Source organism: Castellaniella ginsengisoli, assembly GCF_040955415.1.
GTDB lineage: Bacteria > Pseudomonadota > Gammaproteobacteria > Burkholderiales > Burkholderiaceae_B > Castellaniella > Castellaniella ginsengisoli.
Map to the genome: position 1 here is coordinate 851,663 of NZ_CP158257.1, position 17,261 is coordinate 868,923.

Annotated in this window: 15 protein-coding genes; 5 read left to right on the top strand and 10 right to left on the bottom strand. The window is 66.9% G+C overall.

The genetic code is table 11. The features are described from left to right. Positions 1-7: 7 nt before the first annotated feature. A complete protein-coding gene (locus tag ABRZ00_RS04010) occupies positions 8-1,402 on the bottom strand; it encodes an MFS transporter (RefSeq protein WP_368644464.1) in 1,395 nt (464 codons plus the stop codon). A 120-nt stretch (positions 1,403-1,522) separates the two neighbouring features. Next, positions 1,523-4,198, bottom strand: coding sequence for an aconitate hydratase AcnA (gene acnA / locus ABRZ00_RS04015; protein ID WP_368647845.1), 2,676 nt, complete (start codon positions 4,196-4,198; stop codon positions 1,523-1,525). 237 nt (positions 4,199-4,435) lie between these two features. Between acnA and ABRZ00_RS04020 the strand changes: the two genes are divergently transcribed. Beyond that, the gene (locus tag ABRZ00_RS04020) at positions 4,436-5,053 is read left to right on the top strand and encodes an FmdE family protein (RefSeq protein ID WP_368641038.1); all 618 of its coding nucleotides are present in this window, start codon (positions 4,436-4,438) and stop codon (positions 5,051-5,053) included. 30 nt (positions 5,054-5,083) lie between these two features. Here ABRZ00_RS04020 and ABRZ00_RS04025 read toward each other — a convergent pair whose 3' ends face one another. Then, positions 5,084-6,553, bottom strand: a complete 1,470-nt coding sequence (locus tag ABRZ00_RS04025; RefSeq protein ID WP_368644466.1) for a diguanylate cyclase domain-containing protein — start codon at positions 6,551-6,553, stop codon at positions 5,084-5,086. 319 nt (positions 6,554-6,872) lie between these two features. On the opposite strand from ABRZ00_RS04025, the gene ABRZ00_RS04030 reads away from it, so the two are divergent. Then, complete coding sequence (locus tag ABRZ00_RS04030; RefSeq protein ID WP_368644467.1) at positions 6,873-8,258, top strand: nucleobase:cation symporter-2 family protein; 1,386 nt, start codon at positions 6,873-6,875, stop codon at positions 8,256-8,258. A 16-nt stretch (positions 8,259-8,274) separates the two neighbouring features. Here ABRZ00_RS04030 and ABRZ00_RS04035 read toward each other — a convergent pair whose 3' ends face one another. Next, positions 8,275-9,114, bottom strand: a complete 840-nt coding sequence (locus ABRZ00_RS04035; protein ID WP_343837894.1) for an undecaprenyl-diphosphate phosphatase — start codon at positions 9,112-9,114, stop codon at positions 8,275-8,277. On the opposite strand from ABRZ00_RS04035, the gene ABRZ00_RS04040 reads away from it, so the two are divergent. Next, a complete protein-coding gene (locus tag ABRZ00_RS04040; RefSeq protein ID WP_368647846.1) occupies positions 9,098-9,856 on the top strand; it encodes a phosphatase PAP2 family protein in 759 nt (252 codons plus the stop codon). The two genes, ABRZ00_RS04035 and ABRZ00_RS04040, sit on opposite strands and share 17 nt — an antisense overlap. Before the next feature lie 107 nt (positions 9,857-9,963). Then, positions 9,964-10,503: a cytochrome b gene (locus tag ABRZ00_RS04045; protein WP_368641034.1), complete on the top strand. Its 540-nt coding sequence runs from the start codon at positions 9,964-9,966 to the stop codon at positions 10,501-10,503. A 15-nt stretch (positions 10,504-10,518) separates the two neighbouring features. Here the strand turns inward: ABRZ00_RS04045 and ABRZ00_RS04050 are convergent, their stop codons facing one another. Further along, positions 10,519-11,280: an IclR family transcriptional regulator gene (locus tag ABRZ00_RS04050; protein ID WP_368641033.1), complete on the bottom strand. Its 762-nt coding sequence runs from the start codon at positions 11,278-11,280 to the stop codon at positions 10,519-10,521. 79 nt (positions 11,281-11,359) lie between these two features. On the opposite strand from ABRZ00_RS04050, the gene ABRZ00_RS04055 reads away from it, so the two are divergent. Beyond that, complete coding sequence (locus tag ABRZ00_RS04055; RefSeq protein ID WP_368641032.1) at positions 11,360-12,490, top strand: homogentisate 1,2-dioxygenase; 1,131 nt, start codon at positions 11,360-11,362, stop codon at positions 12,488-12,490. 62 nt (positions 12,491-12,552) lie between these two features. On the opposite strand, the gene maiA is transcribed toward ABRZ00_RS04055, so the two are convergent. From maiA to ABRZ00_RS04080, 5 genes are all read right to left on the bottom strand, one after another. Then, a complete protein-coding gene (gene maiA / locus ABRZ00_RS04060) occupies positions 12,553-13,194 on the bottom strand; it encodes a maleylacetoacetate isomerase (protein ID WP_368642789.1) in 642 nt (213 codons plus the stop codon). A 23-nt stretch (positions 13,195-13,217) separates the two neighbouring features. Next, complete coding sequence (locus ABRZ00_RS04065; RefSeq protein WP_368644469.1) at positions 13,218-14,237, bottom strand: fumarylacetoacetate hydrolase family protein; 1,020 nt, start codon at positions 14,235-14,237, stop codon at positions 13,218-13,220. A gap of 68 nt (positions 14,238-14,305) precedes the next feature. Next, positions 14,306-15,286, bottom strand: a complete 981-nt coding sequence (locus ABRZ00_RS04070) for a TRAP transporter substrate-binding protein (protein ID WP_368641030.1) — start codon at positions 15,284-15,286, stop codon at positions 14,306-14,308. Positions 15,287-15,326: 40 nt separating this feature from the next. Then, a complete protein-coding gene (locus tag ABRZ00_RS04075; protein ID WP_368641029.1) occupies positions 15,327-16,604 on the bottom strand; it encodes a TRAP transporter large permease in 1,278 nt (425 codons plus the stop codon). Further along, entirely contained in the window at positions 16,601-17,161 is a 561-nt protein-coding gene (locus ABRZ00_RS04080) for a TRAP transporter small permease (RefSeq protein ID WP_368641028.1), read from the bottom strand. Before ABRZ00_RS04080 ends, ABRZ00_RS04075 begins: the two co-directional genes overlap by 4 nt. Positions 17,162-17,261: the final 100 nt, after the last annotated feature.

A 17,261-nucleotide genomic window follows, 5' to 3' on the forward strand; every position in this document is an offset into this window, starting at 1 on the left:
CGCGGCGCTAAGCGACTTCGCGCCGCGCCTGCCAGCCCAGGCGGATCGCCAGTGCCGGCGCGAAGACGAACACGCCGTAGACCGCCCACGCGGCCTGCCGCGCGCCCTGCCAGCCGCCCGGATCCGTGAAACCGCCCGCATTGGCAACCATGCCCGCCACGCTGGCGCCCAGTGCGATCGCGTACAACTGCAGCGTCGTGATCGCCGCCGAGGCGATATTCTGTTGGTCCGGCGGCGCGGCGCGGAATACGCCGGTCAGCAAGTGCGGCCAGCACAACCCGACACCGGTGCCCACGCCCAGCAGCAGCGCGGCCAGCAGCGCCGTTGGCGCCTGCGGGTCGGGCATGAAGACGTACAGACCCGCCAGGGACGCCGCCGATAGAATCGGCCCCAGCACCAGCAGGCGGCCGACGCAGGCGGGCCCGCGACCCGAGCTGGCGAACGTCCCCAGAGACCAGCCAGCCGACATCAGCGCCGACAGATATCCCGCATGCAAGGGCGACTGCCCGTGCAGCACCTGCAGAAAATAGGGCACGAAGACTTCCGTCGTCACACCGATGCTCAGCAGCCCGATCATGGCGTAGCGGCGGCCCAGAGGATGCCGCGGCGACCAGGCGCCCTCGGGCAGGAAGCGCCGGGGCGCCCGGCCGTCCATGCGCGCCAGCCACAGCACCAGCAGCAAGCCGCCCGCCACACCGGCGAACTGGACGAGCCAGGATGCATACAGGCTGGCCGCCGACACGACCAGCACGGACACGACCAGCAGCCCCATGCGCAACAACGGCGCTTCGAGCCGGGCGCGGCGGTCGCGGCCCATGGGCCCCAGTTGCGTCACCAACAGCGCCCCCAGCAACACGCAGACCGGCAGCACGGCCCAGAAGGCCCAGCGCCAGTGCCCGGATTCGGCGAACAGGCCGCCGACGGCCGGCCCCGAAAGCGTGGCGACGCCCCACATGCCGGAGATCAGCGCCATGGCCCGGGACCACAAAGACTGGTCGAACACCAAAGGCACCGTGGCATAGCTCAGGCTGAGCAGCATGCCGCCGCCCAGGCCCTGCCCCACCCGGCCGGCCAGCAGCCAGGGCATGCTGGGCGCCAGCCCGCAGATCACGGTGCCGCCCATGAAGGCGAGCAGCGCCAGCAGAAAGGTGCGCCGCAAACCGTACCAGCGAATGCCCAGGGGAGCGCACGAGGAGCCCATGATCGAGGCGGCCACGAACAGGGTGGTGTTCCACGCATACCAGGGCAGGCCGCCGATATCCTGAACGACCGAAGGCAGGATGGTGGTGGCGATGAACATATTGACCGCGTGCACGGCCACGCCGCCGGCCAGGGCGAGAGACCGCAAGCCATTGCGGCCCCACAGCAGGGCCCCCCAGGAGGCGGGAGAAGAGGATGTCATGCGTCGACCGGTGGAAGCGGACCCGGCAAGGCGGATTGCCCGATCCGGAGAAACAGCGGCCGCAAGAACAATGCGGGCCGAAACCCGCATTGTAGACAAGACGCCGGCGGGCCGGCCGCGTTATTCCAGCAATTGCCGTAGCGCGTATTGCAGGATGCCGCCATGGCGGTAGTAGGCCGCCTCGGTCGGGGTGTCGATACGCACCAAGGCATCGAACTCGATGTCGCCCGCGCGCACGCGCACGGTCTCGGGCGTCACGCCGCCATTGAACGCCTCGACCCCGATGATCTCGAAGGTTTCCTTGCCCCGGATGCCCAGGGACGCCGCATTCTGGCCTTCGGGAAACTGCAGTGGCAGCACGCCCATGCCGATCAGGTTGGAACGGTGGATGCGCTCGTAGGACTCGGCGATCACCGCGCGCACGCCCAGCAGCACCGTGCCCTTGGCCGCCCAGTCCCGCGAAGAGCCGGAGCCGTATTCCTTGCCGGCCAGGATCACCAGCGGCGTCCCGGCCTTGAGGTAGTTCTGCGAAGCCTCGAAGATGGTGGCGACCGGGGCGCCGTCGCGGGTGAAGTCGCGCGTCCAGCCGCCCTCGGTGCCCGGCGCGATCTGGTTGCGCAGCCGCACATTGGCGAAGGTGCCGCGGATCATGACCTCGTGGTTGCCGCGCCGCGATCCCAGGGAATTGAAGTCCTGGGGCTCGACCCCCTGCTCGCGCAGATACTGGCCGGCGGGCGTGTCCTTGCCGATGGAGCCGGCCGGACTGATGTGGTCGGTGGTGACCGAATCGCCCAGCAGCGCCAGCACCCGGGCGCCGCGGATGTCGCTCACGGGCTGCGGCTGGCGGGGCATGCCCTGGAAGTACGGCGGATTGCGCACATAGGTGGAATCGTCCTGCCAATCGAACAGGCTGCCCTCGGGCGTATCGAGGCCGCGCCAGAGCTCGCCGCCGTCGAACACGCTCTCGTAGCCGCGCGTGTACATGTCGGAAGAAATGCAGGACCGGATCACGGCCTGGATTTCCTCGGCCGACGGCCAGAGATCGCGCAAGTGGACGTCCCGGCCTTCGGCATCCCGGCCCAGCGGATCGTTGAACAGATCGATGTCCATGGTGCCGGCCAACGCATAGGCCACCACCAGCGGCGGGGACATCAGGTAGTTGAGCTTGACCTCGGCATGGATGCGGCCTTCGAAGTTGCGGTTGCCCGAAAGCACCGAGACGACCGCCAGGTCGTTGGCGCGCACGGCTTCGGAAACCTCGGGGATCAAGGGGCCCGAATTGCCGATGCAGGTGGTGCAGCCGTAGCCGACCAGGTTAAAGCCCAACTGGTCCATGTAGGCCGTCAGCCCGGCCTTCTCGTAGTAGTCGGTGACCACGCGGGATCCCGGCGCGAGGCTGGTCTTGACCCAGGGCTTGCGGCGCAGCCCGCGCTCCACGGCCTTTTTCGCCAACAGGCCGGCGGCCATCATGACGGCCGGGTTGCTGGTATTGGTGCACGAGGTGATGGCGGCGATGACCACGGCGCCGTGATCGATCGGGAACTCGCCCGCGTCCGGCAGCTGCACGACGGCCGGATTGGACTGGGGTGCGCCGGGCAGCGCGGCCAGGGACTTGGCCAGCGCGGGCTTGGCCTCGGTGAGCGGTATCCGGTCCTGGGGCCGCTTGGGGCCCGCGATCGAAGGCACCACGGTGCTCAGGTCCAGTTCCAGGCGTTCGGAATACTGCGGCTCGTGCGCGGGATCGTGCCACAGGCCCTGGGCCTTGGCATAGGCCTCGACCAGGGCGACCTGCTCTTCCGGACGGCCGGTGAAGCGCAGATAGGCGAGGGTTTCTTCGTCTATCGGAAAGATGGAGATCGTGGAGCCGTATTCCGGACTCATGTTGCCGATGGTGGCGCGATTGGCCAGCTGCACGGCGGCCACGCCGGGACCGTAGAACTCGACGAACTTACCCACCACGCCGTGCTTGCGCAGCAAGTCGGTGATGGTCAGCACCAGGTCGGTGGCGGTGGTGCCTTCGGGCAGGGCGCCGGACAGCTTGAAGCCGACCACACGCGGAATCAGCATCGAGATGGGCTGGCCCAGCATGGCGGCCTCGGCCTCGATCCCGCCGACCCCCCAGGCGACGACCCCCAGGCCGTTGACCATGGGCGTATGCGAGTCCGTGCCCACACAGGTATCGGGATAAGCCTCGGTCACGCCGTCGGCGTCGCGCGTGAACACGCCGCGCGCCAGGTGTTCCAGGTTGACCTGGTGCACGATGCCGGTGTCGGGCGGCACGACGCGGAAATTGTCGAAGGCCGTTTGCCCCCAGCGCAGGAATTTGTAGCGCTCGACGTTGCGCCGGTATTCGATTTCCTGGTTGCGGCGGAAAGACTGGTTATGGCCGAAGTCGTCGACGATCACCGAGTGGTCGATGACCAGTTCCACCGGCGCCAGGGGATTGATGCGGTCGGGCTGCCCGCCCAATGCCCGCATGGCATCGCGCATGGCGGCCAGATCCACCAGGGCCGGCACCCCGGTGAAGTCCTGCAGCACGACCCGCGCGGGCGTGAAGGCGATCTCGCGGCTGGGCTGGGCGGCGGGATCCCAGCCGGCCAGCGCGCGGATTTCATCCGCCCGCACCGCCACGCCGTCTTCGGTGCGCAACAGGTTTTCCAGCAGGATCTTGAGTCCATAAGGCAGGCGGCCGGGATCGAACCCATGGTCTTTCAGGGCGTCCAGCCGCCAGATGCGGTAGGACTTGCCCCCCACATCCAGGGTCGCGCGCGCGCCGAAGCTATTGGGGTGTGCCATGACGTATCCTCCTGTCGGTTGAGGCCCGGCCCGCAGTGCGGCACCGCGGGACCGCTGATCCGGCCCATCTTACACCCCCGGGCGCGTGGGAAACGCTCCGGCAACCCGCAAACATGGGCTTGCGCCCGGGCGCGCCGCATCGGCAAGCCAACGACCGGATGCGCCCCAGGGTTAAGCGGGGATTCTTCGCCATGCCCGTCTACACTGGTTCCGTTCCCGTTTTCCTGGAGCCCTTCCATGGCATTTCCCGCATTCTTCGCCCAGGCCCCCCGCATTGCGCTGCACGATCCGCTGGCTCAACTGCTGGGCGCATCCGACGACGGCCTGATCGAATACGGCTACGAAGACGCCGTGCGTCTGGCCGGCCATTCCTGCCCCACCGTGGCCGGGGCCTGGCTGATGACGGTGCGCGCCCTGCGCGCCCTGTATCCCGACGCCCCACCGCAACGCGGCGACATCGAAGCCACCTTCGCAGACAGCGCGACCAGCGGCGTCACCGGCGTCATCGCCAACGTGGTCAGCCTGATCACCGGGGCCACCACGGATACCGGCTTCAAAGGCCTGGCCGGCCAGCACGACCGGCGCAATCTGCTGCATTTCCAGGGCGACATCCCCGGAGAAATCGTCTTCACCCGCCGCGACACGGGCGACCAGGTGGCGGTGTCCTTCAGCGCCCAGGGCGTGCCCGGCTCGCCCGCCGCCATGCCCATGCTGCAGAAAATCCTCGCCGGCGGCGCCAGCGACACGGAAAAACAGGATTTCGCGCAGCTCTGGCAGGACCGCGTGCGCCGCATCCTCGAAGCCATCGATCAGCCCGGCCTGGTCACCGTCAGTCCGCTGCCGCGCGCGGCCTGATCCACCGGCCGCGCCGCAGGCGGGCCGGCTTCACCGGCGGCGTTCGTGGGTGCTGTAGTAGCGGCGCTTGGACTCGTACAAAGACCGGTCGGCGTCCTTCAGGGCCTGCTCCAGCGCATCCGGATTGCGGCAGCTTGATTCCCCGGCCGCGACACTCAGCGCGACGCCGCCGTAGTACTGATTGTTCAGCTCGATCAGAGAGTGGATGTTGTCCAGCACCTTGCGGGTCGCCGCCTCGTCATAGCCGGGCAGCAGCACCACGAACTCATCGCCGCCGATGCGCGCCGCCTGGCCGGGCTGATCGACCGCCTTGTTCAGGACTTCGCCGAACCGGCGCAACAGGTCGTCGCCCGCCGCATGCCCGCCCTCGTCGTTGGCCTGCTTGAGGTTGTTCAGGTCCAAAGCGATGAAAGACACCAGCGGCGTGCGCTTGCGCTGCAGTCGGCCCAGTTCGTCGACAAAATAAGACCGGTTCTTCAACTGAGTCAGCACATCATGCTTGCCCAGGTATTCCAGATAGGCCTCGGCCTTCTTGCGCGCGGTGATGTCGGTCAGGGACAACAGCACCAGGCTCCAGTCGTCTTCATGCCCCTCGAACACCGAAAGCTGCAGATGGATGTGCAGCGCATCGCCTTCCAGGGTGTTGTTCTGGACCTCTTTCTGATGGAAGAGCCGGCCATGCCATAGCTCGATTAACTGCTCGGCGAACGAGTCGCGGGATTCCGCGCTGAACACATCGCCGATCCGGCCGATCAACTGCTCCCTGGACTCCGCCTTGAAAAGTTTCAGGGTGTAGTCGTTGACGTCGATGATGCGGATTTCCTGGAGGCAGCGCTCGATGAAATCGGGATGCACGTCCAGGAAGGTGCGGAAGTCGCTGATGCCTTGCTGGCGCAATTCGTCGAACAGATGGCGGATGGCGCTGAAATCTTCGACCCACAAGGAAACGGGCGCCTGCTGAAAGAACTCGCGCGCATCGCGCGCGCTGGCCTGGGCCTGGCGCCGGGCCTCCTGCAGCAGGGTGACGTCTTCCATGGCCACCAGCACCCGATCCCAAGGCTGCCGTTCATCGGCCAGGATCACCGCCTTGAGCGAAAGATCCAGCCGCCGGCCGTCCAGCGCGTAATTCACTGTCTGGCTGTGAAACCCGCCATGGCCACGCCAGAGCTGCTCGAGTTCATCCGCCCAGCCTTCGAACGTCTCATCGCGCAGCACATCCGCCAGCCGGTCCATCAGATCGGTCTGCGTGCGAGCGCCAAACAGGGACAGCGCCTGGCGATTGACGCGCACGATGCGGATCAGATCCGCGCAATGCCGCAGCCGGCCACGGTCCTGGTTCAGCCAGGACTGCAGATCCGTGACGCCCTCAGCCCGCCAGCACTCGAACTGCGCATGCAACGCGCTGTAGTCCTCAAGCCATAAAGCCATGGGCGTGGCTTCGAAGAAATCCGGCTGGCCGGCCCCTATTGCCCCGGTCGACGCCATCCGACTTTCATCCATATCGGCCCCGCTCACGCTTGCGCTTGGAAAGCGGGCATTCTAAATCACCCGCCGGTCTGTCGCCGGAGAAACCCGCCGGCGGGCCGTCCATGTGAGGCTCATCGGCACACCTGAGTAAACACCAATGGACAAATTTCACAATAAATACATGGAAATGAGCAATATGAAGGGGGCGCGATCCCGAACCCCATCCGGCGGTTCACAATAAGACCATCGAACCTCACGCATGACCCGCGCCCCGGCCCCGCCGGTGGCCGCGCCACCGGATCCGCCCGCCACCCAGCCCCGCTTCGCGACCGGTCCACGACGAACGACGAGGATGGAGACTGCCTTGAACACGCCCGCCCGCACGACGCTGCAACGCCCCGAAGACGAAGCCCTGGGATTGACGGCCAATCTGATGTACGGATTCCAGCATGTCCTGACCATGTACGGCGGCATCATCGCCGTCCCCCTGATCGTGGGCCAGGCCGCCGGCCTCGAAGGCGCGGAAATCGGCGTGCTGATCGCCTCCTGCCTGTTCATGGGCGGCCTGGCCACCCTGCTGCAAACGCTGGGCATTCCCTTCTTCGGCTGTCAGTTGCCGCTGGTCCAGGGCGTGTCCTTCGCCAGCGTGGCCACCATCGTCGCCATCCTGACGGCCGGCGGCGGCCTGCCCACGGTCTTTGGCGCCGTCATGGCGGCCGCCCTGATCGGATTGTTGATCACCCCGGTCTTCTCCCGCATCATCCGGTTCTTCCCGCCGCTGGTGACGGGCTCGGTCATCACCACCATCGGCCTGTCGCTGATGCCGGTGGCCGCGCACTGGTCCATGGGCGGCAATCCCAGGGCGGCGGATTTCGGCAGCATGGCCAACATCGGCCTGGCCGCCGTCACCCTGCTCATCGTGCTGCTGCTCAGCAAGCTGGGCAACGCCACCATCTCGCGCCTGTCGATCCTGCTGGCGATGGTGCTGGGAACCCTCATCGCCTGGGCCGCCGGCATGACGGACTTCTCCGAAGCGGGCGACGGCCCCGTCTTCGCCTTGCCCACCTTGTTTCATTTCGGCTGGCCCGAATTCCACCCCGCCGCGATCCTCTCCATGTTCATCGTCATCCTGGTGGTGCTGGTGGAGACCTCGGCCGACATCCTGGCGGTCGGCGACATCATCGACACCCGGATCGACTCGCGCCGCCTGGGCGATGGGCTGCGCGCCGACATGATCTCCAGCGTGGTGGCGCCGGTCTTCGGCTCGTTCACGCAAAGCGCTTTTGCACAGAACGTGGGTCTGGTGGCCGTCACCGGCGTGAAGAGCCGCTACGTGGTCGCCACCAGCGGCCTCATCCTGCTGGCCCTGGGCCTGCTGCCGGTGATCGGCCGCTTCATCGCCGCCGTGCCCACGGCCGTGCTGGGCGGCGCGGGCCTGGTGCTGTTCGGCACCGTGGCCGCCAGCGGCATTCGCACCCTGGCCCGGGTCGACTATGAAAACAACATGAACCTGATCATCGTGGCGACCTCCGTGGGCTTCGGCATGATCCCCATCGCGGCGCCCGACTTCTACGCCCGCTTCCCGGCCTGGGTCGCCACGATCTTCCATTCCGGCATCAGCTCGGCCGCCCTCATGGCCGTCACCCTGAATCTGTTGTTCAACCACCTGAGCCTCGGCAATTCCGAGCGCCAGTCCGTGTTCGTGGCCGGCACGGGCCACGCCGCCGGAGACCCCTGAGAACCCGCAGCCAGGCTCAGAGCGGGCTCAGGATCCCCGCTGCCAGCAGCGCCAGCACCAGCGCGCCCAGCACAATGCGGTAGAGCACGAACGGCAGATAACTGTGGGTGGAAATGAAGCGCAGAAACACGACGATGACGCCATAGCCCACGCCAAACGCGACCAGCGTCGCCCAGGCCGTCGGCCCGGCCGCCATCGGCCCGGCCTGGCCCCAACTGCGAAAGAGCTGGTAGAAACCTGCGGCAAAGACCGCCGGCAGCGCCAGCAGGAATGAATAACGCGCCGCCGCCTCGCGGGTATAGCCCAGCAGCAGGCCCGCCGTGATCGTCCCGCCCGAACGGGACACCCCGGGAATCAGCGCCAGCGCCTGCGCGAAACCGAACAATATGCCATGGCCCCAGGTCAGTTCGCCCAGCGTGCGCCGCCTGCGTCCGATCCGGTCGGCAACCCCCAGGATGAGCGCGAACAGCGCCAGCACGGTTCCCGTGATGTACAGGTTGCGAAGGCTGCCCTCGATGGCCTCTTTGAACAGCAGGCCAAGCACGGCGATGGGCAGCGTGCCGACGAGGATCAGCCAGGCCATGCGGGCATCGGGATCGCTGCGGCGCGCGGGCACGGCCAGCGAAGCCAGCCAGGCCCGCAAAATGCGCAGGATGTCGTGGCGGAAATACAGCAGCACGGCGGTCTCGGTGCCGATCTGGGTGATCGCCGTGAAGGCCGCCCCCGGATCCCCGCCCGAAGGCAGCAGCGGGCCCAGAATGCGCAGGTGCGCGCTGGAAGAAATCGGCAGAAACTCGGTCAAGCCCTGAACCAGTCCCAGGATCGTGGCTTCCAGCCACATGTTCACGCTGCTCATGACGGGCGGCCCCCTGTTTGATCGAGGAAAGCAGTTTACAGCAGCCTGCGCAGACGCCCGTCGGCGCGCCGTGCATCATCCGGATACGATGCCCGCCCGGAACCGGTGCTATCCTGCCTTCCCCGACACGACACCCCTTGCCGCCCGCATGGAAACCTTGAACGACACGCTGTTCCTGTGGATCAATGGCGCCGACCCCTCGACCGCCGCACTGCTGCTTGGCCGCTTCCTGGCCAACGACCTGATCTATCTGTTTCCCCTGTACCTGGCGCTGAACTGGCTGCGGGCGGATACCGCCGGACGCGAGGCCCTGCTGCAGGCCGCCGTCAGCGCGGCCATCGCCATGCTGCTGTCCTGGGCGATCTCAAAGGTCTGGTTCCACCCGCGCCCCTTCGTCGTCGGACTGGGCCATCTACACATGCACCATGCGCCGACCGCCTCCTTTCCCAGCAACCACCTGAGCTTCGTCTGGGCGGTCTGCGCCGGCCTGGCCCTGCATCCGGCCCGGCGCACGGCGGCCCTGCTCCTGGCCCTGACCGGCCTGCCGATCGCCTGGGCGCGCATCTACATGGGCGTGCATTTCCCGCTGGACATGGCCGGCGCAATGCTGACCGCCCTGGCGGCGGCGGGGATCGGCCTGCCGTTGCGCGGCACGCTGGTCCCCGCCCTGCGGCGGTGCATCGAGCCCGCCTACCGCCTGATCTTCGCCTGGCCGATCCGCCTGGGCTGGGCGCGTGCCTGACATCGGCCCACAGCGCCGCGCGCGGGCCGCAACCCGCATTCATCTGCGGTTCATGCAGCGCGGGCGATCATGATGCCGTTGCAAACTGTCTCTCCAGAACTCATCCCATGCCCGCTCCCGCCCGCTACAGCCGTCCCGCCATTGCCCTGCACTGGATCACCCTGCTCCTGATCGTGGTGGTCTACGCCATGATGGAACTCAAGGGCCTGTTTCCAAAGGACAGCCCCGAACAGGGCTTCATGAAAATGATCCATGCCTCGTGCGGGCTGACCATCCTGGCGCTGACCGTGGTCCGCCTGGCGACGCGCCTGGCCCGGCGCAGCCCCGCGATCACCCCGGCGCCCGCCGCCTGGGAACAGTTCGCCGCCCGCCTGATGCACGCGGCGCTCTACGCCATGCTGCTCGCCCTGCCCCTGCTGGCCTGGACGGGCATCAATGCCTTCGGCGGCACGGTCAAGGTCTGGGGCATCGCGTTGCCCGCCCTGATCGGCGTGGACAAGGCCCTGGGCAGCACGATCCTCGACACTCATCGGCTCATCGCCAACACCGGCTATTTCCTGATCGGCCTGCACGCCCTGGCAGCACTGAAGCACCATTACGTCCGCCGCGACGACACCCTGCGGCGGATGCTGCCGCTGCGTGCCTGACCACCCGGCGGCGCCTCAGGCCAATGCCGCCGAGATGCGCCGGGCAGCCGCCCGCAGCGCCTCGGCGGCCGGACCTTCGGGGTCGGCCCGCAACGATGCGGCGTGCCCCACCACGGTCAGGGCCAGCAGCAACTGGCCCTGACCATCGAGCACCGGCGCGCTGAACGCGTTGATGCCCGGAACGTGTTCGCCCTCCACCATCGCCAGGCCGCGCGCGCGGATATCGCGCCGCAGCGCGGCGGCGAGCTGCCGTGCCGGCGGCTCTTGCCAGGCGGCAAAGACGCGCCCCGTGGCCGAGGATTCCAGATCGAACAAGGCGCCTTCGGCCACGCCGATGGATACGCCCTGGCCAGGCTGGCAAACCCGGACGGCCGTCACCCCCCCCTGGCCGCGCACTGCGACGAAACAGGTTTCCCCAAGCGCTTGCGACAAGGCGCGGACTTCCGACCCGGCCAGCCGCAGCGGATCCTGGCTCGACAACCAGGACAAGGCCAGATGGCGCACGGCGGGGCCGATGTCGTACCGCCCCGCGCCGGCGTCCTGGACGACCCAGCCGGCGCGCGCCAGGCTGACCAGGTAGCGATAGGCCTTGGCCCGGTGCATGCCGGCCCGCCGGGCGAGATCCGACAGGCCGCACGGCGTTTCACCCTCCGCCAGCAGGCGGAACAACGCCAGCCCGACCTCCACCGACTGGATGCCCGGCACATCGCCGGGCCAGGCAGCCGCTTCGCCAGAAGCCGGGCCGATCGATTCATGGGGAAAAACTGTTGGACGCATTGTTTCCGGGGCCTTAGATTGGTATCGTTGTTTAAATCATAACGATGTTAATCATTGAATAACAATTCCGGAGACCCTGATGAAGAACCCCATCACTTTCCCCAAGGCCGAAGGCATCTACACCCGCCAGGCCCACTGCGACATTCCCGAGGGCCTGTACGAGCGCGAGCACGGCCGCAACGGCTTCTTCGGCCCGGCCAGCCATATCCTGCACACGCACAAGCCCACGGGCTGGACGAAATGGGAGGGCCCGCTGGAGCTCACCCTGCTGGACTTGAACCGCCTGGACGACAGCGCCCCATGCCCCTGGAAAGCACGGCGCTTCATGCACAACGGCCAGACCCAGGTCTGTTTCTGGAAATTCGACGTCTCCATGCCCGACCTGGCCCGCAACGGCGACGGCGACATGATCCTGTTCTTCCACCGGGGCGAGGGCGAATTCTTCTGCGACTACGGCCACATGAGCTACCGCGAGGGCGATTACATCAACATCCCGCGCGGCACGACCTGGCGCCTGGAAACCTCCGTGCGCAATGAAGTCCTGACCATCGAGGCCACCGAAGACCTGTTCCAGTTACCGGAGCGCGGCATCACCGGCCGCCATGCGCAATTCGACCTGGCCGTGCTGGACACGCCGAAGATCGACGAGGCCTATAAAGCCCAGTACGGCGAACACGAGACCCGCGTGCGCGCCAAGCGCCGCCAGCAGGTCACGACCGTGACCTTCCCCTACAACTTCCTGGATACGGCCGGCTGGCACGGCGACTGCGTGCCGGTGAAGCTGAACTGGCGCGACATCCGCGAACTGCTGTCGGACCGCTACCACCTGCCGCCGACGGTACACGCGACCTTTCTGTCGAACACCATCATCGTCTGCACCTTCGCCCCGCGCCCCATCGAAAGCGATCCGGGCGCGCTCAAGGTGCCCTTCTATCACAACAACGACGAGTTCGACGAGTCGATCTTCTATCACCAGGGCAATTTCTTCAGCCGCGACAACATCAAGCCGGGCATGTTCACGCTGCATCCTTCGGGCTTTCACCACGGCCCGCATCCCAAGGCCTACGCGGCGGCCGCGGCCAACAACCAGGGAGAACGCAAGTACACCGACGAGGTCGCGGTCATGATCGATTCGCGCTATCCGCTGGAGCTCGATACCCTGCCGGACGGCGTCAAGGTGCCGGGATACCTGGACTCGTGGAAGGAGTAAAGGCGGCACACGAACGGACGCGCGCGGGATGGGGCAGTCGCCCCATCCCGCGCCGGATGCGCTCATTCGGCATCAGGCTGCGCATCCGGATGCGCCGCCTGGAAGGCCGGCAGCGCTTCACAATGTGCCGCAATGCGCGCGATGACCGGAAAAGCGGATAGATCCACCTCATAGCGGCGCGCGTTGTAGACCTGGGGCACCAGGCAGCAATCGGCCAGCCCGGGCTCGTCGCCATGGCAGCACAGCCCCGTCGCGGACGATTGCAACTGGGCCTCCAGCGAACGAAACCCCAGCGTGACCCAATGCCGGTACCAGTCGTCGCGGACGGTCTGGTCGACTTTCAGTTCGCGGGCCAACCAGCGCAGCACCCGCAGATTGTTCAGGGGATGGATGTCGCAGGCGATGTGCAGCGCCAGCGCACGCACCCGCGCACGGCCCGGCGCATCGGCCGGCAGCAGGGTCGCAGGGCCGTGCGTCTCGTCGAGATATTCGATGATCGCCAGCGACTGGGTCAGCACCCGGCCGCCCTCGCCCAGCGCCGGCACCAGGCCTTCCGGATTGCGCCGCTGGTAGTCGTCGCCGAATTGCTCGCCGCCGTGGCGCAGCAAATGCACCGGCACGACCCGATAATCCAGCCCCTTGAGCGCCAGCGCGATCCGGACGCGATAGGCCGCCGAACTGCGGAAATAAGAATAGAGTTGCAGCATGGATGCTTCCTGCATAGGCTTCAGGCTTGCGCGCGCCGGGCGACTGTCTGCTCGATGACGCCGAAAAGATCCTCGCCCCGGTCATCGCTCATATGGATGCGCACCCGGTCGCCAAAACGCATGAAGGGCGTGGCCGGCGCGCCCCCCTCGATGGTTTCGTACATGCGCACTTCGGCGATGCAGCAATAGCCCACGCCGCCGTTGCGGATGCTGGAGCCATGCAGCCCGCCCTGCTTGTTGGAGACCGTGCCCGAGCCGATGATGGATCCTGCCGCCAGTTGCCGCGTGCGGGCGGCGTGCGCGATCAGTTGCGGAAAATTGAAGGTCATGTCCTGGCCGGCGTTCGGGCAGCCGAAGGGCTCGCCGTTCAGCTCGACGCGCAGCGGCAGATGCACCTTGCCGTCGCGCCAGGCCGTCCCCAGTTCGTCGGGCGTGACGGCCACCGGGGAAAACGCGCTGGCCGGCTTGGATTGGAAGAACCCGAAACCCTTGGCCAACTCCCCCGGAATCAGGCCGCGCAGGGAGACATCGTTGACCAGCATCAGCAGGCGGATCGCGCCTGCGGCCTGCGCCGCAGACGTGCCCATGGGCACGTCGCCCGTGACGACGGCAAGCTCGGCCTCCATGTCGATGCCCCAGTCCTCGGTGTCGACGATGATCGGATCGCGCGGGCCGATGAAGCTGTCCGAGCCGCCCTGGTACATCAGCGGATCGGTAAAGAAAGATTCCGGCACCTGGCTGTTGCGCGCGCGGCGCACCAGCTCCACGTGGTTCAGGTAGGCCGAGCCATCGGCCCACTGATAGGCGCGCGGCAACGGGGAATGGCAGGCCGCCTGGTCGAAGGCGCGGGCCGCCCCGTCCCGCCCCGCATTGAGCCGGTCATAGGCGGCGCGCAGGGCCGGCAGGCAGGCATCCCAGTCGTCCAGCGCCACCTGCAGGGTGGGCGCAATCTCAGGCACGGCGACACACCGGGCCAGGTCCCGGGACACGACGACCAGGAGGCCGTCGCGCGATTCGTTTTTCAGGGTGGCAAGCTTCATGGGAACTCCGGTTTCCCGGGCCGCGAAGCGCGCCCGGTGCGCGGGGCGGGCCGCGCGCAAGGGCTGGATTACTTCAGTTCGGCCTGGACCTGATCGAACAAGGCCTGGCCCACGCTGGGGATGAACATCTGCCACACCGGCTGGACGCGCTCGCGCATGCGTTCGTGCTCGGCATCGCTGACTTCGTTGATTTCCATCCCGTGCTTGGCCATGACGTCCTTGGCGGACTGCGCCTGCGCGCGCGCGACCTCGCGCTGGTAGGTCCGGGCCTCGATGGCGGCATCCTTCAGGATCTGTTGCTGTCCGGGCGTGAGCTTGTCCCAGAAGACCTTGGACACCAGCGGGATGAACGCGCCGTAGCTGTGGCGCGTGATGGACAGGTACTTCTGCACCTCATAGAGCTTGAGCGCGGCGATCACGGCATTGGGCGTGCCCTGGCCATCGATGGTGCGGGTTTCCAGCGCAGTGTAGAGCTCGGGCACGGCCAGCGGCACCGGGTTGGCGCCCAGCGCCTTGATGGTTTCCTGCGTGATCTTGGCCTGGATCGAACGGAACTTCAGGCCCTCGAAGTCCTCCGCCTTGGCGATCGGATGCTTGCTGTTGGTGGCATTGAAAAAACCATTCTCCCAATAGGTCAGCCCCACCAGTCCATGCTCCGGCAAGGTCTCCAGCAGTTTCTGGCCCACCGGGCCGTCCAGCACTTTCTCTGCCTGCCCGCTGTTCTTGAACAAGAAAGGGAAATCCAGGATCTCGTAGGCCTTGACCATGCCGGTCAGGGTGGTGGTCTGGGGCACGGTGAATTCGATCGTGCCGCCCTGCAGGGCGGAAGTCACCTGCACGTCGTTGCCCAGCGCGCCGCTGTAGTAGGCCTTGATGTCGATCTCGCCCTGGCTCTTGGCCTTGACCAGTTCGATGAACTTGGCCACGCCCTGGCCCTGGTGGGATTTCTCCGGCAGGGTGACGGCGAACTTCGCGGTGACGGCCGCCCAGGCCGAGCCCGACAGCGTCGCGGCCAGCAGGCCGACGAACAGAGTGGTACGGATTTTCATGGGATGTCTCCTTGGGTGGAATCGGACGGAACGCCTGGTGCTAGCGCCACCACCGGGCGGGCACGGTCACCAGTTCGGGGAACAGAATCAAAGCGATCAGCAGCGCGACCAGCGCCAGCAAGAACGGCGCGATGCCGCGAGAGGCCTGCGCCATGGACACCTTGCCCACGGAGCTGACGACGTTCAGCACCACGCCCACGGGCGGGGTGATCATGCCGATCGAGCAGTTCATGATGAAGATCACGCCGAAATAGACGGGGTCGATGTCGGCCGCCTGGATGATGGGCATGAACACCGGCGTGAAAATCAGCACGATGGGAATGAAGTCCAGCACCATCCCGGCGAAAAACACCACCAGCATCATGGCCGAGACCAGCACCAGCGGATGATCCGACAGCGAAGACAGCCAGCCGCCCACCTGGCCGGAAATATCGGTGATGGTGATCATGTAGGACGCCACCATCGCCAACGCGGCCAGCAGCAGCACGACCGCAGTCGTCTGCGCCGTGGACAGCAGGCATTCGTAGACCTTGCGCCAGCTCAGCTCCCGGTACACCGCCACGCCGACGAACAGCGCATAGGCGGCCGCCACCACGGCGGACTCGGTCGGCGTGAAGATCCCGAAGCGCAGACCGCCGATGATGATGACCGGCAGCATCAGCGCCCATCCGCCCTGGCCCAGCAGGCGCAGGCGCTGCTTCCAGGGCACCCGGGGCGTAAGCGCCGCCTTCTGCCGCCGGGCGACGAACCACCAGGCCACGGTCAGGAACAATCCCATCAGAATGCCGGGCACGATCCCGGCGAGGAACAGCCGGGTGATCGATACATTGGCGACCACGCCGAAGATCAGGAACCCGATCGACGGCGGGATGACCGGCGCGATGATCCCGCTGGCGGCCATCAAGCCGCAGGCGCGCGCGGGGTCGTAGCCGGCCTGGCGCATCATGGGCACCAGGATTGCCGCCAGCGCCGCCGTGTCGGCCACGGCGGAGCCCGACAGGCTGGCCAGCAGGATGCCGGCGCAGATCGCCACATAGCCCAGGCCGCCGCGCAGATGCCCGACGAAGGCGCTGGCCATGTTCACGATGCGCTTGGACAGCCCGCCGGCGTTCATGAACTCGCCCGCCAGAATGAAGAACGGCACGGCCATCAGCACGAAGTTGTCGGCGCCGGCGATGGCGTTCTGCACGACGATCTGGGCGTCGAACTGCCCGATCAGCACCATCAGCGCCACCCCGGCGAACATCAACGCGAAAGCGATCGGCAGGCCCAGCGCGATCAGGCCCAGCAGCGAACCCAGGAAGACGAATGCGGTCATGGCCGGTCTCCCTTCAGGGCGGCCTCATCGCCTTCGATGCGGTCGGCCAGCTCCTCGATACGGTCGGCCAGGTCTTCCGTCAGGCCGTCATCGATGCCGATGAGCGCCCGGTAGATGTTGTGGCACACGGGAAAGATCAGCGCCACGCCGAATACCAGCGCCGCCCCGTACAGCCAGGCGTAGGAAATGCCCAGGACCGGGTAGGTATTGCCCAGATTGATCAGGGTCTGGCGCCAGCCGCCGACGATGAAGATTCCGCAGCCGGCCAGGATCAGCGCTCCGGTGAAGACCACCAGCGACCGACGCACGCGGGGCCCGACCGCTTGCTGCAGCGTATCGAACCCGATATGGATGCGCCGCGCGGAGGCCAGCACCGCCCCCATGAAGATCAGCCAGACGAACAGCAGGCGGGACAGCTCCTCGGAAATCGCAATGCCGGAATTGAAGGCATAGCGCAGTACGACATTGCCGAAGACCAGAATGCCCATGATCGCCAGGCAGGCGACGATCAGGATCTCGAACCCCCGGATGATCAGGCGTGCGGCATGGTTCAGCATCGGCGCTCACTGCGGAAAGTCTCGGGCATGGCGTTGTCTCCGGTCCGGGTGCGGGCGCCGCCGCCGGAGCGGCGCGCCCTTGCCCGTTTTTGTTCAATGC